This window comes from Streptomyces sp. N35 (genome assembly GCF_016464295.1).
Taxonomy (GTDB): Bacteria; Actinomycetota; Actinomycetes; order Streptomycetales; family Streptomycetaceae; genus Streptomyces.
Genome location: NZ_JAEIMH010000051.1, coordinates 43420 through 68646, shown reverse-complemented (window position 1 = coordinate 68646; position 25227 = coordinate 43420). Strand labels below are relative to the sequence as shown.

Below are 25227 nucleotides of genomic sequence, written 5' to 3'. Positions count from 1 at the left end.
ACCCGATGCGTCGCCTCGGCTTCGAGCAGCGCCTTGCGGACTTCGCCGTGGTAGCGCGGGTCCGTCTCCCCGCGCTGCAGGGCCTGTTCGACGAGGACATCGATGGCAAGACCGTTCTCGGCGTGCATCATGATCATGCCGCCGTTGGACGCGGCCCGCTGCATCGCCCGCAGGATCTGCCCGTCGTCGCTGAAGAAGACCCCGGGGTACGCCGTGAACAGCTTGAAATTTGGTCGCAGGTACACCCCTGTGTGTTCGTGTCGTGGCACATGAGCCTGGCGTCGAACGAGCCTGTGATCTTGAAGTCGGGCAGATGGTAGAGCGGTGGGACCGGGGTGCCGTCATAGTCCCCGAGCGCGAGCACAGCCTTCTGCCACACGCCCTGTTCGAAGTAGTCCAGGGCTCTCTGATACACGCTGTGGGGGCGACCGAACGATGCGGGCAGATCCTTCCATTGCATGCCGTCGCGGACCTTCATCAGGGATGCCTCGAAGGCGGTGCGCGGTTGAGTGGTGCGCCGCGTCTGCGCTTTGGGGGCAGGGATTTCCAGTGCCGCTCGGCTCCACTGTTCGTCGGTCAATGGAGGTGGGACCAACTTGCCCTGCTCGGTGAACCAGTTCTCGAACGGGCAGCCACCAGGCCTGATCTGACCGACGTGCCCGCTCGAGACGTCGATGCGTACGTCGAGCAGGGCCAGGAGTTCTCGCTTGCGCTCGAACGTCAGGTTGTCGAGTCCGGGCAGCGCCGTGGCGATGAGGTCCAACACCTCCTGGGTGTGGCGTTCTTGTGCTTCGGCGTCGAGCAGCCACTCCTCTGTCTCGTCCCGCATGGCGAGGAGCTTCTTCTCCTTCTCGCGAAGCTCGGTCTTCATCTCCTCAATGGTGTGCTGGATGTCCTCTGTGAGGTCGCCGTCGGCGTCGCTCTCCGTCGCGGCGAAGGCCGCGGCGAGCCCGACCAGCTTGCGTTTGCGGGTGGCGCGGCTTCGCACGATCTGTTCGTCAAGCTCCGCGATCCGCTCCCGGTAGGACTCCGCGCGCTCGGGGATGCCGCCCAGCCATTCCGCTGCGATGCCCCTCAGGTGTTCCCCGTCCCCTACCAGCCGCGCGATCTCGTTCCATGTGGCCTCTTCCATCGGCTGAGCGAGGATCTCCTTGCAGTCACATGGCGTCGTGGACTTCTTCCCTGTGCAGCGGTACGTCCTCCGGTTCCGTTCGCTGCGGTAGCTTCCGGTGTAGCCGCTCCCGCAGGGCGAGAAGATCCGCTGGGACAGGAGGTACTGCATTTCCGAAACCTTGGTAAACGATCGCGATGCGAGAGCCTTTCGCACCTGCGCCACTCGCTCGGGAGGGAGCGCCAAAGGCACCGGGATGTGCACCGTCTCCCCGTAGAGCGGATTCCCTTCCTCATCACGTCGAAGAGTCGATCCGTGAATCCGCTCCGTGTTCCGGTAAATGATGTAGCCGTCGAGCGCGGTCTGCCGGAACGTCCGGATGAGGTTCGCACCGCTCCACGGCTTTCCCCGTCTGGTGAACAGCCCCATGGCGTTCAGCATTCGGCCCGCCTCATCCGCGTTCTTGTTCTCGTCGGCGATGAAGCAGGCAGCAGTCTCAAGCAGGCGCACCTTGTCCTCGCGCAGGGTGGGATCCGCGATGACACCTTGCGCGGGGAGCTTCAGCCAGAACGGCGCCACTCCCCCGGGCCAGCCTCCGGCCGCCAGTTTCTTCTCGCGCCCGCCCACCGTGCGGTCGAGGATCATGGCGTGCTCAAGCTCTGCCATGTAAGCGAGGAGGCTGAGCTGGATGCCGAACATCTCGTCCTCGCTGTCGATACGGCCATCGGCCGTTGCGACGCGCACGCCGAGGTCCGTGGTGTCGTAGACCCAGCGATGGATGTCCTTCATGGTGCGGCCGATACGGTCGAGCTTGCCGAAGATCACAAGGTCGACGCGGCCGGCAGCGACGTCCTTGTTCAGTTGATCCAGGTCCGGGCGCTTCGCCAGCTTCCCGGAGACACCACCGTCGGTGTAGATCTCGACGGTGTATTTCCCCTTTCCGATCCGGTAATCGAGCCACGCATGACACTCGTCATGCTGCACGCTGAGGCCGTAGCCTTTCAGCTGCTTTACCGTGGACACCCGAAGGTAGACCGCAACTCTCAGATTCCCTTGACGCGGGTTGCGCGCCCGGGGAAGCGAGGAACGACGCATTCCTTATCCCCTATCCGGACAGAGGTCATCCCAACCCTCTTGTCACCGAGGTGAATTCATGGCACCACGGACCATACGACGCCTTTGGAACTGCTGTTGCTCGCCTACCGAAGGTCCTTCAAGGCCATCTTCCTTGTCGGGAATCAGGCCTTCGAAGAGAATTCTGGCCAGCTGCAAGCGCTCCTCGCGGTCAAATTCTCGGTGTCTCCAGCACCGCACGACCCTTGGGTACGGGCTGCATCGTTTCTCTGACTGCGCCTGACTCGGCGCTCCCCCAACTCGCCCGTCTGTTGGCAAGGATGGGGAGGCCTTTCCCGGAGTGGCCGCAGGTTCCTCATGCTCGGTGTGCTCTTGACGAGCATGATCCGGCCGCTGGGAAGGCAGCATGCCGGGTCGTAGGTGCTGAGTGCAGGACGGCGAATGCATCCGGTACCCCTGCCCTTCCCCCTTGTTGCATTCATCACCGGAGCCGTTCACACCGGGCCTCTTTTGGTGTCGCGCATCCCACCAAGAAGTCCACCGCATGGGCGGCCTGAAGGGGGACGACGCTGTTACCCAGAAGGTGCAGATGACCAGCCCTCGGTAGATCGACGGCTCCGGTTACCCAGCCGGTCTCAAAGCCCATCATCCACTCGACGAACTCGGCGGACAGCCTGCTGGAGCCGGGCACGGTCGGGGCGGGCGCCGCCCTATGGGTTACGTGCTCCCAACGCCGGATGGCGGGCAGGTATTCGCCCCACCAGCCGGCAGGCGAGTGATCGCTGTGCGCAGGTTGATGCCGCCCTTGCGTTTCGGTGTGGTGCCCGGACCGCCGTGGGCGTCCGCCGAGGTCGGGGTGGGCAGCAGCAATTCGGCATCCCTGACGCGGACTTCGCTGAAGTCCGCAGCGCTTGCGAGCAGGGCCGCCGTGGAGGCAAGCGTGCGGCTCCCATCGCCGTGCTTCTGATTCGGGGACCCCTTCGCCCCGTCGCTGGCCCTGGGGGTGGGCAGCAGGTGCTCGACCACGGCTGCTGGAATCGGACCGCCCGCGCCCGCCTTGTGCTTTTCCGGGCGTGGAGGGCTGCTGTCGCTCGCCAAATGTGCCGTACGTGGCTTCAACTGCCGGTTCCTCGGGGCACTGCCTCGCAGGCGATGCAGCGAGGAAGATTCTCGCCCGTCTGTGCGGCGCCCCGACGTCGCTGGCGCGTACGCGACACCACGCCGTGTCGTACCCGCAGGCGGCCAGCTCCGACAGAACAACGCCCAGTGCCCGCACACCGGTTGAACTGGCTCGGTCTCCCAGGCATCTCGGGCAGGATTCCAGCGCGCGAACGGCACCAGATCTTCCCGAGTCTCCTGCATGCGGTCGGCTTCCGAGTGTCCCGGCGGCTCCGGCTCGGACGGACAGCAGACCCGGCACATTCTCCATCACCACCAAGGAGGGCCTCATAACGCGGACAGCCTCGACCGTGTGCTGCCACAGGCCGGAGCGAGGGCCGACGAGGCCCGTACGGGGCCCGGCCAGCGAGAGATCTTGGCATGGAAAGCCAGCGGTAAGGACGTCCACCGGCTCCACTCGACGGAAGTCGACTTCCCTCACGTCACCCAGGTTCGGCGTGTCCGGCCAGTGCCGCGAGAGCACGCGTACTGCCCGCGAGTCGTTCTCGCAGTGCCATGCAACGCGGCCGCCGAGGACGCTCCGTACACCGAGGTCCAGTCCGCCCACGCCGGAGAACAGCGACCCGATCGCCACCTCACCGCATGGCATGGCCGCCCTCCACGCGACAGGTACGCGAGTGGAAAGTAGCGGTGGTACGAGGCTTTCGGGTTCGGCAGGACGCGGCTCGTGGCGCACTCGGATCGCTCTCGGGCACTCCCCTGCTCGCGTCCGACGCCTTGACCAGGCACAACACATCCTCATGCACGATCAAGTGCTGAGGGATGCCGCGTCGGCGGGCGTCGCGGACGTTCTTCATCTGGAAGAACGAAGGGCGAGGGACGAGTTGGCCGTCCCGGATGCCCGCGAGCAGTGCGACGTTGCGCTCGGTCGGAACGAACCCGGCCGCCGTTCCTGCGGCAAGCGCGGCCGAGGGCAAATCGATGAGCTCGCCGCGCTCCCGCCAAGGACGCGTGGTGATGACCACGGTGCCGCCCGGTCGCAGCACATGCCGGCACTGGGTGAGGATTTCCGTGAAGGCGACGAGGAGCCGGCCGACGCCGACGTGTGCCAGGTTGTTCGGATCGCGGCTATAGCGGTAGTGCTTCTTCGCGACGCCCGACTTGCCGCTATCGCGGCTGGAACTGACTTGTCCGTGCACCGAGTTGCCATATGGCGGCGAAGTCACCACCAGCGCGATCCTGCCGTGCTGTTCTGCGGGGATGAGGTTGCGTAGGTCGCGGGCGTCTCCGCAGTGCACCGTTCCATGGCCGGTGCCGTCCTTGTGCATCGCGGAGAACGCGTTCAGCCGGGCCAAGCGGGCCCACTTGGGTTCGTACTCGACACCGATCGCATTCCGGCCGAGGTGAAGGGCCTCGACGAGGGTGGTGCCGATCCCGCACATCGGGTCCAGGACCAGATCACCGGGGCGGGTGTAGGTGCGGATCGCGTGGGCGGCCAGGGCGGGGAGCATCTTGGCCGGGTGGTCGGAGGAGCCGGGCACGTAGCGGCCGGCACGCTGGGCCGGGGCGGAGGTGGGTGCGGTGTTCCACACCGAGACGGGGCTGTGCATGGCGAACTTCCCTATGCCTGGGCGTGGATGGCCGTAAACGCGAGCAGATCGGAATGCACCAGGCCCGGCGGGGCGTCCGCGGGCGGGGCCGGGACGAGCCGTTCGCCGACGGGCTGCGCGTGGACGACCACGATGTGCTGCAGATAGCGGAAGCCTGCGGTACGGGCGCAGGTGATCAAGGTCCCGAGCGGATCGATCAGCCGTCCGCTGTCACGGCGCTGGCGAGTGGCCAGGAGCAGCAGGCCGCCTGCAGGCAATACGCGGTGGGCACGGCAGAAGAAGTCGGACCAGCCGCCTCCCACCGCATCAGCCATCCCTACCGCAGCAGACACGTGGCGTGGCGCGTACTGGAGGGTGTCGGGGTGCAGCTCGGCCAGCAGCAGCGACATCGCGCGGCTGGTGCGTGCGTCCAGAGGCTGCCCGTCGAAGGTCTCGCACGGCATTCGGGCATCCATGCCGGGTTCGACGTCGCGCACCGCGATCTTGGCCATGGGTCCCGACGGGCCACCGACACCGGACGTGAACTCGTTACGGATCTTGTCGAGAGCCCAACGCGGCAGCACACACCCGGGCGCAGGGTGGGTCTCAGCATCGTTCGGTCCAGGGAGCCAGATCGTGGATGGCAAGGGATTCGAGCCGGGAGACGATGCGGAGTACGGAGCTCGATGGTTCATGCCAGTGCGAGGCGCTTACGAAGGACCTGTCGTCTGGTGCTGACGACTGTGATGGAGAAGGCAGGTGGTCATGATTCTCACCAGCCCGCCGGGTTGCCAGCGCTCGGCGCGCAGCCCAGGGGCGCCGCGGGCATGCAGGGCCTGGCGGTAGGCGTACTCCCACATGGTGACGCCGTCCTCCTCGTGCGCCTGAGTCAGACGTCATCATTGGCACGGCCAGCCGGTCCAGTTGCGGCGCCCCCAGCTCCCCGGATACGAGCGTCCTCAGCCCCGGGACTTGACGCCGCAACCGGTCTTCGACGTGAAGGCTCAGCGCTACTTCGGCGCGGGCGTCGGCGGCGGGGCGCTGCTGTAGGGCGGCTGGAAGTCCTCATCGGCGCCTCAGCGTTTGTGTCCGGCCCCATTGGCGGGGTCCCAGTGGTATTCGCCGGGGCCTGCTCCTGCTCGCCGCGCGGGCGCGGTAAGGGGCCGGCGACACCATCTCCCACGTCAGGAACAACTACCGGTGGTGGGGCAAACCTCCACTGGTGCCTGACAGGAAGTTCCGTCAAGTCCCGATAGGCACTGCATTCACTGAGGCGTCATCGGAGGCCGTTCATGCAGGGCGGACTGACCAACGAAGTAGCCGAAGCTCACCGCCTTCCCGTACAGGCCGAGGCCACGTTCCCCTTCGCCGTTATGTGAGACTTGCGGCATGGATACGGGGCGTGAGTCGCGTTGGGAGAAGGACGCGATGACGGTTGAGATCATGTTTGCCCTGGTGACGGCTGTTGCGCTCGCGGTTCTGATTTTCGCTGCGTTGCTCGTACCGGCGCTGGCCATCGGTGTGACAGCACCCGCCGGGAAGGCACTGCTGGTGGTGGGGGCAGTACTGGGGGCGGCGGCGGGTATCTGGCGCGTCGTGCGGGTGCTGATGCGGTTTGATGCAAACCGCCGGCTAGGGCACTGACGCCCAATTCGTCTACGACAGGTCAGGCACCTTGCTTCGGCCGACGGAATCGCGGCGGCATGAGTGGTGCCATCCAGCGTGGCGGGGACGGCAGCGTGCGGGCCCGCGCGAGGCCAAGCCTGCCGCCATCGAGAACGTGTGGGTGCAAGTCTGCACTGAACAGTGGCGCTACACACCCCACAGACAAATCCAGTGCAGCGGCTGGAGGTAGCCCAATCATCCGGCCCGCCGCCGATCCCTACATGCTGACTCTGCGGATTGAGGGCGGGCCTTGTGACGGGCAAGCGATCACGTTGCCGGTGATCGAGGACGGCCAGCCCGCGGGAATGCTCGAACTCGGCGGCGCGATCCAGGTGCTCCACATGTCCGGCGCCGAGCCGCACGAGCACGCGGACTGGCACTACTGCCACTTGGCCCCGCAACCGTCGCCGTAGCGCTCCGAGTGGCAGTGAACCCGTCATGCCCGACATCACAGATCATTCCCAGCGCCCCCCGCGCCTTCGTCAACAATGCCCACGAGGGTGCCCCGTACGACGGCCAAGGCTGTGGCGCAGGCGCCCTTCGCCGTCCGGGCCGTGCGGCGGCTCACGAGGTCCGCGCCGAAGACCTCACCTCGAGCGAAGACCGCGGCGGCGGATACTGCGGCCCGCCGAGCGACGACTTCGCCTCCCCGGCTGGGGTCGGCAGTGCGACGCCTGGTCGGGCGATAGCCGCGTCGGCGCCTTGACCTCACGGACATTCGAGGTAGCAGTGCGGGACTCCTCCGTCTGATTGCCGCCATTGCCGTCCGGGCGGCCGGCATTCCCGCGTTGCCGCCGGAAGAACCGCATGCCGCGAGTAGCACTGCAATCGCGAAGACAGCACGCCCCTTCCACACCAGCCCGAACTCACCAAACTCTGCTCTGATCAAGGTCGTTAGCTGACGAGGCGGCCAGCCGCCTCCGGATCTTCGATGCTGTGTGAGCCGGTGCGGCCCGATCCCACCGTCTTCCGGATGTAGAACGAAAGCTGGCGCCACCCCCGAGCCGTTAACGAACCACCACCGAGCCATCAAGATCAATAAGTGGTGCGGGGAGCAGCTCGCCAGAGTTCTCTTGGAAAATCTTCGCCGGGGCGACGCTGCTGCCGTCGAGGTTCAGGCCGTCGCTGGTCAGGGCGACTTCTGCCCGGGCGGGAGGGGCGTCGTTCCCACAGTTGCTCGGTGGCGGTTCGCCAATGGCCCAGTGACGGTTCTGTTGTGGCGCGGCGGTGGCACGGGGAATTGAGGTGATGGCGGTGTTCCAGTCGACCGCTCGCTCAGGGAGCCGACATGCACCCCCGTCACTACAACGCCCATCACCCGCAGGCGACTCACTCCCCGCTGGAGCTGCTGGACGACGCGTTCCTCGCGTTGGCCCGCGCGCCTCAGCCGCTGACTCTGCCCGCCCAACTCGTCTGTACGCAGCCGGTCGTCGAAGCACTTCCCGTGGACCAGGTTCGCGCCCGCCTCGTGCACCCCAGCACGCCTCCCGAGAAGCGTCTTGAGGTGTGGCGGGAGGTGGTCCGCCGCTCGCACACGCTCGGCGATCCGTGGACGACCGTCACGCTGGCGATGGCCGTTCCGGCACTTCGAAGGCAACTCGCGCGGCTGCCACGTCCGTTGCCGATCGAGCGGGCCGAAGCCGAGCAGGAGGCGCTGGCCGGGCTCGTCGCCGCACTGGCGACGCTGCCGGTGGATCACCCGGAGCTGGACTGGGCCCTCCTAAGGGCCGCCGACCGGGCGGTGCACCGGCTCGTGTACGCGGCTCAGCGAAGGGCCACTCACGAGGTGGGTGATGCCGGCGTCCGGCTGGGTCGGCTGCACGGCCGACGAGACACCGACCATCCCGGCAGCGAGCACGAGGCCCTCGCGCGGGCAGTGCGGGCTCGCGTGGTCGACATCAGCGAGGCACAGCTGATCGCGCGCAGTCGGCTGCACGGGGTGCACATGCGTCAACTTGCCGCTGAACGCAGCATCAGTCTGGCCCAGTTGTACCGGCGCCGCGGTGCCGCCGAGCAGCGGCTGGCGGAGTATCTGCGAGCGCAGGGCGATACGCAGTAGCGCCAGCGAGTAGGCGAGAAAACCGGCGCCGGGTTTCTCCATACGAGGCAGGAACGGCTCCGCGCTCCCGTGGCCAACGGCAGCGCGGGCCGGACCGGACCGGGACGGGGCCCGCGAGTGTGCGGGCCCGATCCCGGGCCGGCTGGTGCGGGTGGGTTTGCCGTCTGGTGCTGACACCCCGGAAACCCTTGCCCGCCTCGTGAAGGAGGACGGCGCCTGGGAGGGCCCGCCCACCCGCACCCGCCTCCTCCTATTTCTATCTCCCGTTTCGCCCGTCGACGTGAGCCCGATGGAGGTGTGTGTGCCATGCCAGTCATGCTCCACCGGCCTGACCGGACGCCGCAGCGTCGTCGGCGTCTGCCCCGTCCGCTGCGGTGGGGTGGCCGCCTGGTGTTGGTCGCAGGCCTCACCGTTTTCGTGTTGCTGGCCGAGTCGCCCGTCTCATGGGCGGCGGCAGACATCCCAACCGTGATCAACAATCTGCGGAACTGGATCGTCGGCATCCTCGCCGGACTCGCCACCCTCTTTCTGACCTTCGGCGGGCTGCGCTATCTGATGGCCGGCGGTGATCCAGGCGAAGTCGAGTCGTCCAAACGGGCGTTGAAGGCCGCGGCGATCGGCTACGGCCTCGCCATCCTGGCGCCGGTACTCGTCACCGTGCTCCAGGGCATCGTCGGTGAGGGCGGTGGCGAGTGATGGCCCGGTTCAGGTGTGCCGCTCGCCTGCTGGCCAGCATCCTGCTCGTGCTGACCGGAGCGACTGTCACAGTGACACTCCTGCAGGCTCCGTACGCTGCGGCCGCGACTGCCGTACCCGCGGATCCCGAGCCTCCCAATCCGCAGCCCGGCCCCGCTGCACCCACACCGGACGACGATCCGGAGCCCAAGCCGACACCCGGCCCCACCCCGCGTCCCGCCGATCCGGGAGACGATGACGAGGACGCCGGCGGGTCCGGCGAGCGCGAGCCGACGCCCGGCCCCACGCCGCACGCGTGTGAGGCGGACGGCGATCCGAGCGACTGCGACCACAGCGGGGGCTTCAACTTCGGCCCGCTCCTTGATGTCCCCGGCATGATCGTAAATGCGGTCACGGCGTTCCTCGGGATGCTCCTTGAGCAGCTCATGAAGCCGATTCGGGAGTTGCTCGCGGACACCTTGCTGTCCACCCCTGACGTGACCGAACAGGGTCCGATCAAGGCGATGTGGACCGGGTCCATGGCCATCGCCGCCGGGATCTACGTGCTGTTCGTGACCGCCGGCGGGATCACCGTCATGGGATACGAGACGGTCCAGTCGCGGTACGCGCTCAAGCAGATTCTGCCGCGGTTGTTGATCGGGATGGTGGCCGCCGCCCTGTCGCTGACAGTGATCGGCAAGGCGATCGAGCTGGCCAACGCCCTCTCGCACGCAGTGATGGGCACCGACATGACGGATGCGGGAAAGGGGTTGGTCGAGCGGGTCATCCCGTTCGCGTTGTTCGGTGCGCCCGGGTTGAAGCTGTATCTGCTGCTGCTCGCGGTGGTCACGGTGGTGCTGATCCTGGCGGTGTTGATCGGCTACATCATCCGGGTCGCGGTGATCGCGCTGCTTGCCGTCGCGGCTCCGCTCGCGCTCGCCTGTCACGCCCATCCTGTGACCGATGGCGTCGCGCGGATGTGGTGGAGGGCGCTGGCCGGGTGCCTGACGATTCAGGTCGCCCAGTCGATGACGTTCGTGGTCGCGTTGAAGATGTTCTACGCCCCAGGGGCGACGCTGCTCGGCTTCCCGAAGCCGAGTCAGCTCGGCACGATGCTGGCCGGTCTCGCCCTGTTCTGGATCCTGTTCAAGATTCCTGGCTGGTGTCTGCGGCATGTCTTCCATACGGGCTCGAGCGTGTTCGGGCCGCTGGGCATGGTGCGGTCGGCGGTGCAGTGGCGGCTGATGAGCCGGGCCGTGTCCAGCGTTCCCGGGCTCGGGCGCGGCGGTGGCACGGGTGGTAGCGGCGGTGCAGGCGGCCCTTCGTCGCGAGGCGGCCCAGGGGGCGGCGGGCGTCCTGGTGGTGGCCGCCCGTGGGGTGGGCTACTGGCCGGGATGGTGGGCGGACGTGCTGGACGTGCCACTGCTGGAGCGGCAGCGCAGGTCGCAACTGGTCGGGGCGGGCGGTCGCATGGGGCCTCAAGTGCGCAGGCGCCACGACCCGGTGGGGCCACAGGGGCGCAGGGAGGTGGTGCCTCGACAGCGTCCGGTACGCGAGCGACGAAGTCCTCCCGTACGACGGCGACCACGCCACGCCCGACTCCACGCCGAGGCCGTCCCGGCTCCGGCACGAAGTCCGCCGTGCCGAAGGCCCTGACCGCCGGTCCGCGCTCAGTCCCTCACCCCGCCGCGGCACGTCGTGCGCGCCAACTCGCCCTACCCATCAAGGTGGCCCGCGTCCCCGCCGCCCGGCCGCGCGCCGTGCAGACCCGGTTGCCAATCCCTGCCGACCGTCGCCCACGTGCCGCGCAGCCGGCACCCGCGTCTGGGGCCGCGTCGCCTACCCCGCCGGCCCCGACACGCATCTCGGCCACTCGCCTTGCCCCGGCGGTGCGGGCCCGCCAGCTGGCGCTCCCGATCCCCGCCACGCGCGTCCGCCTGCGCCCCGCGCGGCCGATGCAGCTCCGGCTCCCGATGGAACCGCCGCGCTCCTGACTCCCGAGCCGCCCGCGCAAAACCCGGTCCTTGGAGGTTCCCGGTGACCAGCAATCCCAGCAGGTACGACGACAGCGACGCGATCACTGCCGTGAGAGTTCCGTCCGACATCAGCCGCGAAGATCGACTGCTGGGGCCCTTGACCGCGCGGCAGACCGCGATCCTCTCCGTATGCGCGGCGTTGCTCTACGGCGGCTATTGGGCCGCCCGGCCTTTCATGGCGCCGCTCGCCTATCTGGTCATGATCATCCCGGTTGCGGGTGCGGTGACCGCGCTGGCAGTGGGGCGGCGTGAGGGGATCGGGCTCGACCGTTTCCTGTTCGCCGCACTCGCCCATGCCCGTACACCGAAGCGACGCGTGTACGCGCCCGAGGGCGTACCGCCGCTCCCGGAACTGATCGGTCAGGGTCTCGTGCACGCAGCGGGCCCGAGCCCGACGGCCATGCGCATCCCTGGCGAGGCGATCGCCGAGCCCGGCGTTATGGATCTGCGCGGGGATGGGCATGCGGCCTTGGCGACCTGCTCGATGGTGAACTTCGATCTGCGGTCCGGGGCGGAGCAGCAGGGGCTGATCGCCGCGTTTGGCAGGTGGCTCAACTCGCTCACGGGCCCCACCCAGTTGCTCGTACGGTGCCACCGCATCGAGCTGGCCCCACTCGCAGAACGGCTACAGCACGACGCACCTGCCCTGCCCCACCCCGCCCTGGAGGAGGCGGCCCGCGCGCATGCCGCCTTCCTGTCCGAGCTCGCCGCCGGAGGCGATCTGCTCGGGCGCCAGGCTGTTCTCATCGCGCGCGAGGAACGATCGCTCAGTCGAGGGCGCCCCCTCACCGGAGGCGGTCGGGCGGTGCAGCGCGTGCATGAGGCCGTACGGGCGCTGGCCCCGGCCGAAGTCACCGTCTCCCCGCTCGACGCCGCCGGTGGCGCGGCCCTGGTCTCCGACGCCTGCAACCCCGACTCCCCCACGCCGCAGGGCGGTGACCTGCCGTGAAACGAATCTTCCGAGCCGCCGCTCAACATCCGGACTTGGCCGTGGACTTGCTTGATTCCACCTCCGCGATGCCGGTCGTCGGCCCTGAGGCGATCGAGGTCCATGCGCGAGCTCTGGCCGTCGGCGCACATCTCGCCTCCACTCTGGTGGTGACGGGCTACCCCGCCGAGGTCACGCCCGGCTGGCTCGCCCCGCTGCTCAACTTCCCCGGCCATCTCGACATCGCACTGCACATCGACCCGATCCCCAACCCCGTAGCGGCATCCGGGTTGAAGAAGCAGCGGGCCCGGCTGGAGTCCGGAAGGCGCGCCGGCTACGACAAAGGGCGCCTCGACGAGCCGGAGGTTGAAGCGGCCGCGCAGGACGCCGCCGATCTCGCGTACCGCATCGCCCGCGGCGAAGGAAAGCTGTTCCACGTCGCGCTCTACCTGACCGTGCACGCCGCGGACGAGGACACGTTGGCCGAGCAGGTCGCAGCGGTCCGGGCGGTGGCCGAGTCGCTGCTGCTCACAGTGGCACCGACGACCTACCGCGCGCTGCCCGGCTGGCTGGCGACCCTGCCCTTCGGTATCGACACGCTGAAGATCCGCCGCACCTTCGACACCGCCGCGCTCGCGTCGTGTTTCCCGTTCACCAGCCCCGACTTGCCGCCGCCGCTGGACAGCGACGGTCAGCCGACCGGCGTGCTGTACGGGCTGAACGCAGCCTCAGGCGCTCCGGTGTTGTGGGACCGCTTCGCCCAGGACAACTACAACTCGATCACCCTGGCCCGCTCCGGCGCCGGCAAGTCCTATGGCGCCAAACTCGAGTTGCTGCGGCTGCTGTTCACCGGCGTCACCGCCTCGGTGATCGACCCCGAGGACGAATACGTACGCCTGGCGGAGACCGTCGGCGGGCGGGTCGTTGCGCTCGGCGCGGAAGGAGTGCGTCTCAACCCCTTTGACCTGCCACGTGCAGCGGAGCGCGGCGGGGACGTGCTGACCCGCCGGGTTCTGTTCCTGCACACCTTTCTCGCCGTGCTGCTCGACGGCGAGCTCGAGCCGGCTCACAAGGCGATTCTGGACCGCGCGATCCTGGCCACGTACGCCCATGCGGGCATCACCAGCGACGCGCGGACTTGGCGGCGCACCCCGCCGCAGCTCTCGGACCTGGCGGATGTACTCGCCGCGGAGGACAAGGGCGCCGCCCGCGAACTCGCTGACCGCCTCGCCCCGTACGTGACCGGTTCACACGCTCAGCTGTTCAACGGGCCCAGCACCGCCCATGCGTCCGGACACCTCGTGGTCTTCGCCTTGCGCCAACTCCCGGACGAGGTCCAGGCGCCGGCGATGCTGCTCGCCCTGGACGCCATCTGGCGCCAGGTCGCCCAACGGGCAACCGAGGGACGGCACCTGGTCGTCGTCGACGAGGCATGGCGGCTGATGCGCGAAGGAGCAGGAGCCCGATTCTTGTTCCGAATGGCCAAAGCCGCACGCAAACGCTGGACCGGGCTCGCGGTCATCACCCAGGACGCGGACGACGTCCTCGCCTCCCCACTCGGCCGTGCGATCGTCTCCAACGCCGCCACCCAGGTACTGCTGCGTCAGGCACCTCAGGCCATCGACCAGATCGCGGACACCTTCCATCTCTCCTACGGGGAACGAGAGTTCCTGCTGTCGGCAGCGCGCGGCGAGGCACTGCTGCTGACCGGCGACAGCCGTCGCCGGAAGGTCGCGTTGATCAACGTCGCGTCGTCTGGCGAACATGCCGTCATTACGACTGATCCAGGCGAGCTTGCCGCGCATCGCCAGGTGATCGACGACTTCCCCGACGACGGTGCACCCCTCGACGACGGCCACGGTTCCGAGCTCGATGCCTCATACATCGAGCCTGCTATCGATGACGACGAGGGGTGGGAATTGTGACGGCCACCCTTCTCCTGGCGGCCGCTGAGCCTGCGGGTCCGCTGGTGGAGTTCCTGACCAACCCGTCGTCGCTGTGGGCCAACGTCCCTGGAGCGGCCGCACGTTGGTGCGCGCGGCAGGCTCACGTTCTCGCCCCCGCGTCTGCCTCCGTCGCGATCGGCGGGTACGCCTTGCGCCGGCATCTGCAGGCGCGACGGGCTCAGCGCTTCAGCATCGGGGCCCGCTGTATCGAGGTGCTGTCCCCGCCGGTCGTCGCCCCCAAGGGAGGGGAGGTCCTGTGGGCGCAGCTGTCGGGGGTCCTGCGCCCGTGGTGGCGGCGCGCGCTCGCCGGTCAGCCGCACCTGGGGCTCGAGTATGTCTGGTCGCATACCGGCCTGCGTATCCAACTCTGGGTCCCCCAAGCGATCCCGCTGTCCCTGGTACGGCGGGCTGTAGAGGCCGCCTGGCCCGGTGCGCACACTCGAGTCACCGCAGCCGACGCCCTACTCCCGCCCGGCCACGCAGTCAGCGCCGGCCGGGTACGCACAGCCCGTCCTGACGCGCTCCCTTTGCGCACCGATCACCCCACCGACCCGATCCGCCCGCTACTCCAGGCGGCGACCGGCATGCGCGAGGACGAGAGCGCCTGCGTCCAGGTGCTCGCACGGCCCGCCACCGGACATGTGCTGCGTCGCGTACGCCGCCACGCCCGCTGCCTCAAAGCCGGTCAATCCGCCCGGCGACTGCCCGGCCTGACCGCACTGCTCGCCCATCGTCCGCAGCCGGGGTCGACGGGCAAGCAGGATCCCGAACACGCCGCCTCCGTACGGCAGTCCGCAAGCAAGCTCGCCGGACCGCAGTGGCAGACGACGATCACGTACGCCGCCTCCTGCAGCCCCGAGCACGAGGGTGCCGGACAACTTGTCCGCGGCCGAGCCCACGGCCTGGCCTCGGCGTTCGGTCTCTTCGCCGACCGCAACTGGCTCGCCCGCACTCGTCTGCCCCACCCCCACGAGCCGCTCACCCAGCGCCGCTTCCCGCGCCGCGCCAGCGTCTTGTCCGTCCCCGAGCTCGCTGCCCTGGCCCACCTCCCCATCGATCCCGATGCTCCGGGAGTACGGCGGGCCGGCGCGCGCTCCGTCCTACCACCTCCACAGATCCCCGAACCCGCGCCTGGCAACGGCGTCAAGCCACTGGGCCGCTCCGACATCGGCGCTCGCCGCCCGATCGGCTTCTCCGTCCCCGACGGCCGACACCATCTGCACGTCATGGGCGCGACCGGCTGCGGCAAGTCCACTCTGATCGCGAACCTCGCCCTCGACGACGTACGCCACCACCGCGGCGTCATCGTCATCGACCCGAAGGGCGACCTCGTCACCGACCTCCTGGACCGCCTCCCGGACACCTGCGCCGACCGGCTCGTCCTCATCGACCCCGACGACACCCACGCCCCGCCCTGCCTGAATGTCCTGGACGGCGACGACATCGACGTCGTCGTGGACAACATCACCGGCATCTTCCGTCGGATCTTCTCCGCGTTCTGGGGGCCGCGCACCGACGACGTGATGCGCGCCGCCTGCCTGTCCCTCCTCAAACACGCCGCGCTCTCACACCAACTGGTCACGCTGGCCGACGTCCCCCGCCTCCTCGGCGAGCCCGCCTACCGGCTCCGTATCGTCCCCGCGCTCAAGGACCCAGTGTTGCGCGGCTTTTGGGCCTGGTACGAGTCGATGTCCGAGCCCTCGCGCGCCGCGGTCGTCGGCCCGGTCATGAACAAACTGCGGGCCTTCCTGCTCCGCGACTTCGCCCGCCGAGCCATCTCCGCCGGCCCCTCCACCTTCGACCTCGCCCAGGTCCTCGACGGCGGCATCCTCCTCGCCCGCCTCCCCAAAGGCGCCCTCGGCGAGGAGACCGCGCGCCTGCTCGGCTCGTTCATCGTCGCCAAGACCTGGCAGTCAGCTGCAGCCCGCGCCCGCACCCCCGAAGGCGACCGCATCGACGCCTCCCTCTACATCGACGAGTGCCACAACTTCCTCACGCTGCCCTACCCCTTGGAGGACATGCTCGCCGAAGCCCGCGGCTACCGCCTGTCCATGGGCCTGGCCCACCAACACCTCGCCCAGCTCCCCCGCGACCTGCGCGAAGGCATCTCCGCGAACGCCCGCAACAAGGTCTTCTTCAACGCTTCCCCCGAGGACGCGAATGCGCTGGAGCGCCACACGCTCCCCACCCTCACAGCGCACGACCTCGCGCACCTCGGGCCGTTCCAGGCCGGAGCGCATCTGCTGACCGCAGGCGCCGAGTCGGCCGCGTTCACGTTCACCACCCGGCCTCTGCCACCGCCCGTACCCGGCCGCGCCGCCGACCTGCGCGCCTCAGCCGCCGCCCGCTTCGGCCACCACCCCCGCCGCGCGACCCCCTGACCACAGCCCGCCCTTCGGTGGTGATCGCCATGACCGCACTCCCCCGCCCCGACCACGGCCCCGGCTCCCGCTACACCGCCCGCGCCGCCACCACCCGCGCCCGCCCCGGACACCGCCTCGACATCGTGGCCCTCACCCGCCGCCTCACCGCACGCGACCTGTGGCTCGCCGCGATGCTCCACGAGCACCGCGTCCTCACTGCCACCCACATCGCCCGCCTGGCCTTCACCGGCCTGCGCTCCGCTCAACGCCGCCTGCGCACCCTGCATCAGTACGGAGTAGTCGACTCTTTCCGCCCGTTGTTCCAGACCGGGTCCGCGCCCGAGCACTACACCCTCGGCCCCGCCGGCGCCTCCCTCCTCGCAGCCCACGCCGGCCTGGACACCGCGGCCACCGGCTGGCGTCCCACCTCCACCGGCCGCATCGCCTACTCCCCTTCACTCGGCCACGACCTAGGCGTCAACGACACCCTCATCCACCTCGCCGCGCATGGCCGCACCACCCCGGGCACCGGCCTCGAACTCTGGTTGTCGGAACGCTCCTGCGCCCGCCGCTGGGGCGACATCGTCCGCCCCGACGCCTACGCGCACTGGCACGACGGCGACCGCATACTGCCGTTCTTCCTCGAATTCGACACCGGCAGCCAGCCCCTCGCTCGAGTCGAGGCCAAGCTCGCCGGCTACTCCGCCTTCACCACCACTACGGGCACACGCCCCGTCCTCCTCCTGCTCACCCGCACCCAGTCCCGCGACCTCGCGCTGCGCCGCCGACTCGTGGCCCCGGCCCGCGACTTGGGCCTGCAGGTGGCCACGAGTTCCGTCGATTTCACAACCGAAATGCCGTGGGGCGGGTGGTGGACTCCCTTGACCGCGGCAACCCGCCGCACCACCTTGACCGGCCTCGTCGTCCTGTGGCCCGGCACCACCAAGGCAGCAGGCCTGGAGCCGACCGACGCCGACACCGCCCTGACCCTGCCCGTCCCGCCGCTCCCTCCTCAGCCGGAACCCGGGCCATGAGCACGCTCACCAAGACCGCCGGCGTGGCCGGTTGCACGGTCCTCGCGCTCCCACTGCTTGCCGCACTGATCGTGGCCGCGCTGCTCGGCTCCCTCATCCCCACCGGAAACAGCGGCGGTTCGGCTTCGCCCAGCAAGCACGCGCTCGCCGACATCCCCCGCTACTACCTGGCTCTCTATCAGCGCGCCGCACCCGAGTGCCCGGGCCTGTCCTGGACGATCCTGGCGGCAATCGGGAAGGTCGAGACCGACCATGCACGGCATCCGACGATGGTGTCTTCGGCAGGTGCTGTAGGGCCGATGCAATTCTTGCCCTCTACATTCAAAGCGTACGCACACCCTGTCCCACCTGGAGGAAAGCGCCCTCCAACTCCATGGGACCCGGTCGACGCCGTGTACGCGGCAGCACGGCTGCTGTGCGCCAACGGTGCGAAGAACGGCAAGAATCTACGCCGTGCAATCTTCGCGTATAACCACGCGGACTGGTACGTCGACAAGGTCCTCAAGGTCGCCGACAGGTATGCAGCCATCGCTCCTGCACCGACCAGGGCAGCAGGTAAGGCAGTGGCCTTCGCTCGAGCTCAGCTCGGCACTCCGTACGTGTGGGGCGGTGACGGTCCGTCCGAGGGAGGCTTCGACTGCAGCGGCCTCACCCAGGCCGCCTACCGCGCCGCCGGCATCCGCATCCCTCGAGTCGCCCAGGCCCAGTACGACGCAGGACCGCGCCACCCGCGCAACGCTCCGCTCATCCCGGGCGACTTGCTGTTCTTCGGCAATGGCCCACGGAACATCACGCACGTCGGTATCTACTCCGGGGGCGGGAAGATGATCGACGCCCCACGGCCGGGAGCTGTCGTACGTGAGCGGCCCGTCGATCTGGGCCGCATGAACTTCCAGGGTTCCGTCCGGCCCGCAGCGCCCCGAGGCAGTGCCCGGTGAGCGGCCCCACTCCGGGAGAAGCGCGGCAGTTCCTGAGGGTGCTGACGACGGCGCTGGGTGTGGTGGCCTTCATCGCCCTGGTGTTCACGGCTGTCAACGTCACACTGTTCGCGGTCCGTCGAGGCGTGCCGTGGCCCATAGCGGTCCTGCTGGATCCGATGCTGGCCCTCGGCCTGGTCATCGTCCTGTATGCGGAGGCGCGGCTGGCTGCATGGGGAGTTCGGGCATCTGGCTGGTCAGCTCTGCTGCGCTGGTTCACCGGGCTCATGGCCACACTGATGAACGTCTGGGAGTCCGTCTGGCCCGACGGCCGTATCGGGTGGCCGACCGGCGCGGATCCGGCCTCGATCTTGCTGCACGCCGCGCCGACCGTGTTGTTGGTGCTGGTGACGGAGACCGTCGCTTCGTATCGGCGCTCGGCCGCCCCGCTTCTGAATCCGATCGCTGAACCAGATCGCGACGATTCGTTGACCAGCCTGGGTCAACAGACCGTCGGATGCGGCGCGCCGCAAGCCGATCCACTCACCGCCGAGCTTCCCGCGATCGATCGCACGCCACTCCGGGACCTGCCGCGTCGAAACGACGACCCCGCCCCCACGCCGCCCTCTGCCAGGGAGGACCTGCGCCACCACAGCCCCACACTCGCCCACAGCGCGCCCGGCACGGGTCCGCTGGCCCGCGGGGCCGATGCTGACCCGGAACGCCCGCCAGTCGGCGAAGTATGGAAGCGGGCCGTGGCCCTGGATGAGCAGGTTCGTGTGGCGACCGGTCGGCCCGCCAGTGTCTGGCGGCTGCGCCGCGATCTGCGGATTGGCCCGGCCCGTGCCCGCCAGCTGTACGCGCAGCTGGCCGCCCACGACGGCGCGGATCGGTCCACGAGCTCCTGACCAGCTTCGATCGTGCTCCCGTCACCGATCGGTTCGGTCTGCGAGCACCGCTTGACAGAGCGGGCCGATCGAGGGTCCATGGTCGACGAGCGATCGATCGGAACGGGAACGCTTCGGGCGAACACCCATCCCGGCAGACCGCGCTCGGCCGGGATCTCCGCGCTGCGCACGCGCCCGACCGAACACTCAGTGGCACTCCTCGCGAGAGCCGCTCCCCGGCCGGGGACCTCAACATCCCGCTCCACCACCAGAGACCGAGGTTCCCCATGTCCAGCACCAACAACACGGACAGTCCCGTCGGCGCACTACGCGCAGTACCCGCCCCGCAGCCCCTGACCGGACTCACCGGAATTCCCGCCGCGATCTACACCGAACTCACCGCCATGCCCGGCGAGGCCACCGTCGCCGAACTCGCCCTGGCCGCAGGCGTCAGCCGCTCCGCGACCGGCAAGGCACTGGTGACGCTGGAGGAGCACGGCCTGGCCCTACGCACTCGCGGTGGCCATGAAGGCGCGCGGCGCGTCCCCGACCGCTGGCGTGCCGCGCCGATCGCGGACAGCGGCACCAGCACCCCGGTCACCCAGGACGGCGACCAAGACAGCGCACCCGCACCGGCCGTGGAGAGCGGGCATTCTGCTGCCCCCACACCCAGCACAACTGCCCTGATTGGCCAGAAGAACCGCCTTGCTCCCGGCGCCTTGCGGCAACTGGTGATCGACCATCTGACCGCGCACCCCGACGAGGCCTTCACCGCAACGAAGATCAGCCGTGCAATCGGCAAATCCTCAGGTGCCATTGCCAACGTGCTCGTCAAGATCACTGCGGATGGGGTCGCTGAACAGCGGACGGAACGACCGCGCACTTATCGGCTGGCCGCCAAGCCCTGCGGGCCGCGGTAGTCCACTGTCAGGCCAGAGGTCTGGGCCGCACTTCGCGCGCCCCGACCTGTGGCGCTGCCGGCAGGCACACCGCGTGGCGCCTGCAGGGCTGGAAATGTCGTCGGCGTGACCACGGCGTACTGCAGGGGCGAATGCACACCAAGCCTGCTGACCGCCTACGAGATCCCGCTGAGGGACGGAGAGGACCTGCGCATCTCTCACGACGTTGTCGCCCTGCTCCGGGTTGTGCACACGGGAACACACATCTACCTGCCCAGGAGGGTCAGTTCCGTGCTCGGCATGGATCTTTACCTGGTCAACCCGCACCAGGTGAAACCGCCACCATTCACCAGCGACGACTGGTCCGCCACGCTGCTGCGATGCCTGGCGCGCCCATTCGCCGACGAGATCGGATCGGAACTGCGCGGAGTCCTCTTCCGCGGAGAGGGCCTGCTGCGCCTCTACATGGGCAGCGATGAGCTCTCCGGCGTGGTCGCCGCCGACGTACGACCGGGTGGGCACTGACGGCCCTCTAGGCTGTGTTGCCCTCCATGCTCGAGGAGGAGTACCGGAGGTCCGATTGGTCGGACGATCCCCATTGCCGGTATCTGGTGGATCTCACTGATTGGTGAGTCACCCTCCTCGCGCCCCGGCTTGGAGATCGATCACAGGTGCGGGTCGATGCATCGCACATCCCCTGGCGAGGCGGCTGGCTGCTGCGGCAGAGGCGGCAGTTCAAGTGTCGTCACCGGGCGCACCCTGGTCCACGCAGCGCTGTCGGCAACCAGCACGATCCGTTCGTCGAGTGGGAGTTCGTCGAGAACGCGTAGCCGACTGAGCAACCGAGAGTCGGTCAGGCGCGGCGGATGCTCCAGGTCCGCCCGGGCCAGCAGCGCCCGAGCAGCCTCCTTGACCGCCCATATCCCCGGCCGTGGCTCGGCGTTGAGGAAGGAGGCGCCGGCGAGTCCAGCCGCCTGGACCAGCAGCGCCTCCAGACGCGGAACGTGCTCACTGGTCTCGGCGGCGGTCTGCAGCTGCGCATGGGTGTCACACAGGATTCGGTGAACTGCCTCGCGGTAAGGCCGGTGGACCGTGGTGTCGTTCATGGCGACATCAGATGGGCGTGAGGTTCTCCGCGCCGAGGGAAACCAGGTCGGCGCGGATGTAGCCGGTGAGTCCACGACCGGAGAAGGTGCCCTTGATCCAGCGACCGGTGCCCGTTCCGTGGACTCGGCAGGTCTCACCCAGGTGGACAACTCCCAGGGCTGTGGCGCGCTGGCGCGGCTTGTTCCGAACGACGGCGGAGTCCACAACGACGGTGCAGGTGACCCCGCGTACGGCCACGCCGAGAGCGGGAGCATGCTGCGGCTCGGCGGCTACGGGAACGGAGGCCAGGGCCAGGCAGGCAGCGGTGGTCAGCAGGACAATTGAGCGACGGGGCACGGCGCCCGCCCCCTCTCCAGCAGCGTGACGGGCCAACGGAAGTCGGCCCGTTGACGTTCTGGAGCTACCCCGCGTTGACACAAAATGATCTACGCGTGAACCGAGTTCAGCACTTCGGGTGAGCCACTGTGGGAAATGCTCGCTATGTGCGCGCCCGTGGCCCCGGTCGGCGACCGAGCTCACTCAGACGCACGTGCCACCGATGTCGCCGTCGGCTGCGTGCCCCTGTCCTGACTCGGAAACCAGGTCGAGATAGGCGGCGAGCAGCCGCACCAGAGCGGTGTCGACCAACTCGCAGCACTGCAAAGCCTGCTCCAACTCGTGCGCCGCCTCCTGGATTGCGACCCCGGCGGATCGTCCTGCTGCGTCATCGATGACGGCACGGTCCTCGCGCAGCCGCCCTCCGGCACGCTGGGCAAGACAGTAGGCGTCGTCGAGCTCAGCGGCGGTGCGCGACAGAGCCCGGGCAAGACGGTAAGCGCGATCGCCGGGCAGGTGCCGAGCAGCCAGTTCCGCATGCGGGGCGTTCCAGCCAAGGTGCTCGACGAGCAGCCGTGTTCCAGGCCCCGATACGTGGACTTGCCGCGCTGCCGGAAGCGGGTCGTGCACAACCGGGCGACGTTCCATCATTTCATCCTTTGCGGGGGGCGTGGGGGGGGGGAGTCCACCGCCCGGTGGGGCCCCCCCCGTCGGGCAGGGGCTGTGCGGGAGGCGCACGTCCGAGGCGGATTCCGCAGGTGCCGGCGGAGGGCTAGTCGATGCTCAGGCCCCCTCGCGCCACTGGCATTCAGGCGAGTGGGCGGGGTCCTCGTCGAAAAGGTCGTCGTCGGGGGTCTGGTCGGTAGCCAGGAAGGTGCCCAGGTCGGCGAGGTCGCGGATCTCGGCGACGGGGACCAGCTTGCCGCACTCCGGGCACGGCTGCAGCAGGTGGAGTGGCTCGTCGGTGTAAACGGGCTGGCGGTTGAGGAACGTGAAGTCCTCTCCGCTCACCGGGCACCTGACGGTGGCCAGGACGGGCTCGCCAGGACCTCGGTGGCGGCGCAGCCAGTCCGGTGAGGTGGTGACTTCGTCCGGGTCGATGCCGAGGGTGGACGCGAGACGGATCGCGGTGCGGGCCTGTTCCTCACCCCGATAGGGACCGTACGCGCTCATGTCGGTCTGCCGCGCGATGAACACAGCGGCCTGGTGGGCACGTTCGGTCAGCGACGAGAGCCTGGCGTCAGTGGTCATAACGTCTCCTCCGGGGTGTCGGTGGGGCGGGGCGCCGTGGCCGTGCGGTATGCGTGCAGGAGCCGGTTGAGGTGGGTGGCGGCCTGGTCGCGCGTGTGGGTGGCCTGGGCCAGGCGGTGTGCCGTGTCCAGGGCGGCGTCGGCGTCCGAGTACGGCCCGTCGGTGTACCGCCTGCCGGAGTGAGCGGTGGTGCTGAGCCTGTTCAGGAAGGACTCAGCGTCGGCGTCCAGGCGGTCGAGGTCGTGGATGGCGCTGGCCGTGATCTGGACGTACGGGGCCAGCGGGGTGCCCTTGCGGTGCTGGTCGGTCAGGTGGGCGATGGGATCGCTGACGTTGAGGGCCTGCTGGGCCATGCGAGTACCGAGCCAGTGCACCGGTACGTAAACGGTCGGCTCGGGTGTCGTGGTGTTCACGGTGTGCTCCTCGTTCCTCGTACGGGCGCCTGGGACAGGTCAGTGGTCTCGCAGGGCTTGGGTTGCGGCGGTTGCGACGGCGCTGATCGCCTGGGCGGGGTCGGTGAGTTCGAGGACAGTGGCGTGGGGCAGGGGGTACGGGTCGGGTTCGAAGGCGAGCCACAGCACCGCGCATCCGGCCTGCGCCAGGTCCTTGATCCGCCCGGCCGCGCTAAGCGCTTCTTCGCGGGCGAAGTAGCCGTCGGAGGCGATCACCAGCAGGCGCCCGGCTCCGGGGCGGGTGAGATCGAGGCCTGCGCTCAGTGCGTCAAGGGTGGCGTCGAGGCGGTGCCCCAGGCCGGTGGCTCGGAAGGTGGTGACGCGGGTTGGAGTGTGGCCGGGGCGGGTGATCGCGGTCAGTTGCTGGTCAAAGGCGATGGTGGCGGCTGCCGATCGGGGGTCGGTCAGTGCGGTGGCCTTGGCGAGGATCCATGCGGCTGAGGCGATCGGTGCGGTGGCCGCTTGCATGGAGCCAGACACGTCGACCGCGATGCCGACGCGCAGCGGTGGACTGGGGTTCTGCTGATGGCGGGCGGTGGTCCAGGGCAGCGCGGTGGGGGTGGATCCGGCCGCGCGTTGCGCGTCGCGTGCCAGCGCCTGTCGCATGTTCAAACGTCCTGGAGGTGCCGCCGACGTTGTGATCGTCGTGACGCGCTCGCGGTAGGCGGCCTGGCGCAGCGCACGAGCGAGGAGTCCGGCCGCCGTCTTTTCTGCACCGGTGGGCATGCGACTGCCGGTGATCGGCGAAGTGCGCTGCCGAGCCCGGGGGTTGGGAAGACCGGCTGGTCCGAACACCTGCTTCGCGGTGGCCGCTGCCGTGCGGGCCTGGGCCGCGCGAGCGGCTTTGCCCTGCGTACGCTTCCTGCGAGCCTGGGTGGCCTGCTGTTGCACCCTGGTGTTGGCTGCAACCTGCCCGACCGTCTCACCGATCGCCTCGGCCAGTTTCCCGGCTCCCTGGCCGCTGCCGATGGGCGGCGGGCTGCTGCTCCTGACGCCGAGGGCGGTGCACCAGGCCTCGGCATGGGTGAGCATCGCCTGCTCATCGTCATCACCGGTGGCATGGGCGGCAGTCCAGATCTGGGTGAGCGTGGTCAGCAGGTCCTCGCCGAGGATGTGGGTGACCGTCCTCTCCACCGGTTCGACCTCGTCCACGTCAAGGACCCCAGCGTCCCGGCGGGCCAGGATCAGCCCAGCTGCGTACGCGGCATGCCAGGCGTCGGCCGGGGTGTCGGCGGTGATGTTCTCCATGATCAGGCCGTTCACGCAGGCCCTCAGAAAGTCCCGGTCGCCAGGGCGGCGGCTGAGGTGGGCGTGCTCGGCGCGAGATTCCTCAAGGAGCTGGGCTGCCTGGTCAACTGCCGTTCCCCGCAACGGCGGTGGAACGGACCATTTTGAATGGGCGGCGTGCGCGGCCTCGTGAACGAAGGCGCCCCAGGCGGCCGGGTAGCGTTCCTCGTCGCCGAGCGCGGCCGGTCGGATCGAGGGAGCCGAGTGGGGCGCGAAGATCTCGGCGTCGATCTCGATGGACGCGGTGTTCGGGTAAAAGGCGGCCGGAGCACCGGAGCGGGTGCCTCTCTGGCACGTGACGATGACATCGTCACGTCCGGCGAGGTCCGGCAAGCGGTCGGACAGTTCGGCGGAGATCCTCAGCCACTGCGCCGCGTGGGCGGCCGGGGTCGGCGTGTACGGCGGTCCGCCGTCGTCGTCCCAACGGGCCGTCGCCAGCTCGTCCTCGGTCAGGGGTGGGGGTGCGTACTGAATGTGGGACAGCTTCGGCATGGCAGGTTCCTTCGCAGCGTG

General features: G+C 69.0%; 23 protein-coding genes and 1 pseudogene. 14 read left to right on the top strand and 10 right to left on the bottom strand.

All coding sequences use genetic code 11. The annotated features are described in order from the left end of the window. The 5 genes and pseudogenes from JAO81_RS26130 to JAO81_RS26110 form a co-directional block, all read right to left on the bottom strand. A pseudogene (locus JAO81_RS26130) lies at positions 1-230 on the bottom strand (dihydropyrimidinase); the annotation flags it as partial. After that, positions 134-2206, bottom strand: a complete 2073-nt coding sequence (locus tag JAO81_RS26125) for a recombinase family protein (RefSeq protein ID WP_233415918.1) — start codon at positions 2204-2206, stop codon at positions 134-136. The pseudogene JAO81_RS26130 and the gene JAO81_RS26125, both read right to left, overlap by 97 nt. A gap of 460 nt (positions 2207-2666) precedes the next feature. Next, positions 2667-3953 carry a DNA cytosine methyltransferase gene (locus JAO81_RS44080; RefSeq protein ID WP_374194350.1) on the bottom strand — a complete coding sequence of 429 codons (1287 nt, stop codon included), beginning with the start codon at positions 3951-3953 and terminating at the stop codon, positions 2667-2669. Next, entirely contained in the window at positions 3940-4914 is a 975-nt protein-coding gene (locus JAO81_RS26115; RefSeq protein ID WP_199550375.1) for a TRM11 family methyltransferase, read from the bottom strand. The genes JAO81_RS44080 and JAO81_RS26115 overlap by 14 nt, the downstream gene beginning before the upstream one ends. A gap of 11 nt (positions 4915-4925) precedes the next feature. Then, positions 4926-5405 (bottom strand): hypothetical protein, encoded by a 480-nt coding sequence (locus tag JAO81_RS26110; RefSeq protein ID WP_233415917.1) that lies wholly within the window; start codon positions 5403-5405, stop codon positions 4926-4928. Positions 5406-6282: 877 nt separating this feature from the next. Between JAO81_RS26110 and JAO81_RS26105 the strand changes: the two genes are divergently transcribed. From JAO81_RS26105 to JAO81_RS26045, 13 genes are all read left to right on the top strand, one after another. Continuing rightward, a complete protein-coding gene (locus JAO81_RS26105; protein WP_199550373.1) occupies positions 6283-6537 on the top strand; it encodes a DUF6332 family protein in 255 nt (84 codons plus the stop codon). A gap of 242 nt (positions 6538-6779) precedes the next feature. Next, the gene (locus tag JAO81_RS26100; RefSeq protein ID WP_199550372.1) at positions 6780-6971 is read left to right on the top strand and encodes a hypothetical protein; all 192 of its coding nucleotides are present in this window, start codon (positions 6780-6782) and stop codon (positions 6969-6971) included. A gap of 875 nt (positions 6972-7846) precedes the next feature. Then, on the top strand, positions 7847-8617 hold the full coding sequence (locus JAO81_RS26095) for a hypothetical protein (protein WP_199550371.1): 771 nt from the start codon (positions 7847-7849) through the stop codon (positions 8615-8617). 315 nt (positions 8618-8932) lie between these two features. Then, positions 8933-9313 (top strand): pilin, encoded by a 381-nt coding sequence (locus JAO81_RS26090; RefSeq protein WP_374194349.1) that lies wholly within the window; start codon positions 8933-8935, stop codon positions 9311-9313. Positions 9314-9384: 71 nt separating this feature from the next. Then, positions 9385-11286 carry a hypothetical protein gene (locus tag JAO81_RS43450; RefSeq protein WP_307813710.1) on the top strand — a complete coding sequence of 634 codons (1902 nt, stop codon included), beginning with the start codon at positions 9385-9387 and terminating at the stop codon, positions 11284-11286. Between the two features lie 43 nt (positions 11287-11329). Then, complete coding sequence (locus JAO81_RS26080) at positions 11330-12277, top strand: PrgI family protein (RefSeq protein ID WP_199550370.1); 948 nt, start codon at positions 11330-11332, stop codon at positions 12275-12277. A 68-nt stretch (positions 12278-12345) separates the two neighbouring features. Beyond that, entirely contained in the window at positions 12346-14181 is a 1836-nt protein-coding gene (locus JAO81_RS26075) for a VirB4 family type IV secretion system protein (protein ID WP_199550384.1), read from the top strand. Next, positions 14169-16583: a helicase HerA domain-containing protein gene (locus JAO81_RS26070; RefSeq protein WP_199550369.1), complete on the top strand. Its 2415-nt coding sequence runs from the start codon at positions 14169-14171 to the stop codon at positions 16581-16583. Before JAO81_RS26075 ends, JAO81_RS26070 begins: the two co-directional genes overlap by 13 nt. Before the next feature lie 29 nt (positions 16584-16612). Beyond that, complete coding sequence (locus JAO81_RS26065) at positions 16613-17599, top strand: replication-relaxation family protein (protein WP_199550368.1); 987 nt, start codon at positions 16613-16615, stop codon at positions 17597-17599. Next, positions 17596-18537, top strand: a complete 942-nt coding sequence (locus JAO81_RS26060; protein WP_199550367.1) for a bifunctional lytic transglycosylase/C40 family peptidase — start codon at positions 17596-17598, stop codon at positions 18535-18537. The genes JAO81_RS26065 and JAO81_RS26060 overlap by 4 nt, the downstream gene beginning before the upstream one ends. Then, positions 18534-19424 (top strand): extensin, encoded by an 891-nt coding sequence (locus JAO81_RS26055; RefSeq protein WP_199550366.1) that lies wholly within the window; start codon positions 18534-18536, stop codon positions 19422-19424. The genes JAO81_RS26060 and JAO81_RS26055 overlap by 4 nt, the downstream gene beginning before the upstream one ends. 266 nt (positions 19425-19690) lie before the next feature. Then, positions 19691-20323: a helix-turn-helix domain-containing protein gene (locus JAO81_RS26050; RefSeq protein ID WP_199550365.1), complete on the top strand. Its 633-nt coding sequence runs from the start codon at positions 19691-19693 to the stop codon at positions 20321-20323. A 279-nt stretch (positions 20324-20602) separates the two neighbouring features. Then, positions 20603-20827: a hypothetical protein gene (locus JAO81_RS26045; RefSeq protein ID WP_199550364.1), complete on the top strand. Its 225-nt coding sequence runs from the start codon at positions 20603-20605 to the stop codon at positions 20825-20827. Between the two features lie 140 nt (positions 20828-20967). Here JAO81_RS26045 and JAO81_RS26040 read toward each other — a convergent pair whose 3' ends face one another. Then, positions 20968-21408 carry a hypothetical protein gene (locus JAO81_RS26040; RefSeq protein ID WP_199550363.1) on the bottom strand — a complete coding sequence of 147 codons (441 nt, stop codon included), beginning with the start codon at positions 21406-21408 and terminating at the stop codon, positions 20968-20970. 118 nt (positions 21409-21526) lie between these two features. Here JAO81_RS26040 and JAO81_RS26035 point away from each other — a divergent pair, with 118 nt between their 5' ends. Further along, positions 21527-21733, top strand: a complete 207-nt coding sequence (locus tag JAO81_RS26035; RefSeq protein WP_199550362.1) for a hypothetical protein — start codon at positions 21527-21529, stop codon at positions 21731-21733. Positions 21734-21928: 195 nt separating this feature from the next. Here the strand turns inward: JAO81_RS26035 and JAO81_RS26030 are convergent, their stop codons facing one another. The 4 genes from JAO81_RS26030 to JAO81_RS26015 form a co-directional block, all read right to left on the bottom strand. Further along, positions 21929-22372: a hypothetical protein gene (locus JAO81_RS26030; RefSeq protein ID WP_199550361.1), complete on the bottom strand. Its 444-nt coding sequence runs from the start codon at positions 22370-22372 to the stop codon at positions 21929-21931. Positions 22373-22507: 135 nt separating this feature from the next. Beyond that, entirely contained in the window at positions 22508-22975 is a 468-nt protein-coding gene (locus JAO81_RS26025; RefSeq protein ID WP_199550360.1) for a hypothetical protein, read from the bottom strand. Further along, the gene (locus JAO81_RS26020; RefSeq protein WP_199550359.1) at positions 22972-23388 is read right to left on the bottom strand and encodes a hypothetical protein; all 417 of its coding nucleotides are present in this window, start codon (positions 23386-23388) and stop codon (positions 22972-22974) included. The genes JAO81_RS26025 and JAO81_RS26020 overlap by 4 nt, the downstream gene beginning before the upstream one ends. Positions 23389-23427: 39 nt before the next feature. Beyond that, entirely contained in the window at positions 23428-25206 is a 1779-nt protein-coding gene (locus JAO81_RS26015) for a VWA domain-containing protein (RefSeq protein WP_199550358.1), read from the bottom strand. Positions 25207-25227 lie beyond the last annotated feature (21 nt).

Bases quoted from the DNA above. Each gene is read 5' to 3' on its own strand.
- JAO81_RS26125 (WP_233415918.1), bottom strand. From the start codon at position 2,206: ATGCGTCGTTCCTCGCTTCCCCGGGCGCGCAACCCGCGTCAAGGGAAT.
- JAO81_RS26045 (WP_199550364.1), top strand. From the start codon at position 20,603: ATGGATCTTTACCTGGTCAACCCGCACCAGGTGAAACCGCCACCATTC.
- JAO81_RS26030 (WP_199550361.1), bottom strand. From the start codon at position 22,372: ATGGAACGTCGCCCGGTTGTGCACGACCCGCTTCCGGCAGCGCGGCAA.
- JAO81_RS44080 (WP_374194350.1), bottom strand. From the start codon at position 3,953: ATGCCATGCGGTGAGGTGGCGATCGGGTCGCTGTTCTCCGGCGTGGGC.
- JAO81_RS26065 (WP_199550368.1), top strand. From the start codon at position 16,613: ATGACCGCACTCCCCCGCCCCGACCACGGCCCCGGCTCCCGCTACACC.
- JAO81_RS26105 (WP_199550373.1), top strand. From the start codon at position 6,283: ATGGATACGGGGCGTGAGTCGCGTTGGGAGAAGGACGCGATGACGGTT.
- JAO81_RS26095 (WP_199550371.1), top strand. From the start codon at position 7,847: ATGCACCCCCGTCACTACAACGCCCATCACCCGCAGGCGACTCACTCC.
- JAO81_RS26090 (WP_374194349.1), top strand. From the start codon at position 8,933: ATGCTCCACCGGCCTGACCGGACGCCGCAGCGTCGTCGGCGTCTGCCC.
- JAO81_RS26040 (WP_199550363.1), bottom strand. From the start codon at position 21,408: ATGAACGACACCACGGTCCACCGGCCTTACCGCGAGGCAGTTCACCGA.
- JAO81_RS26060 (WP_199550367.1), top strand. From the start codon at position 17,596: ATGAGCACGCTCACCAAGACCGCCGGCGTGGCCGGTTGCACGGTCCTC.
- JAO81_RS26015 (WP_199550358.1), bottom strand. From the start codon at position 25,206: ATGCCGAAGCTGTCCCACATTCAGTACGCACCCCCACCCCTGACCGAG.
- JAO81_RS26075 (WP_199550384.1), top strand. From the start codon at position 12,346: ATGCCGGTCGTCGGCCCTGAGGCGATCGAGGTCCATGCGCGAGCTCTG.
- JAO81_RS26025 (WP_199550360.1), bottom strand. From the start codon at position 22,975: ATGACCACTGACGCCAGGCTCTCGTCGCTGACCGAACGTGCCCACCAG.
- JAO81_RS26100 (WP_199550372.1), top strand. From the start codon at position 6,780: ATGCTGACTCTGCGGATTGAGGGCGGGCCTTGTGACGGGCAAGCGATC.
- JAO81_RS26050 (WP_199550365.1), top strand. From the start codon at position 19,691: ATGTCCAGCACCAACAACACGGACAGTCCCGTCGGCGCACTACGCGCA.
- JAO81_RS26115 (WP_199550375.1), bottom strand. From the start codon at position 4,914: ATGCACAGCCCCGTCTCGGTGTGGAACACCGCACCCACCTCCGCCCCG.
- JAO81_RS26110 (WP_233415917.1), bottom strand. From the start codon at position 5,405: ATGGCCAAGATCGCGGTGCGCGACGTCGAACCCGGCATGGATGCCCGA.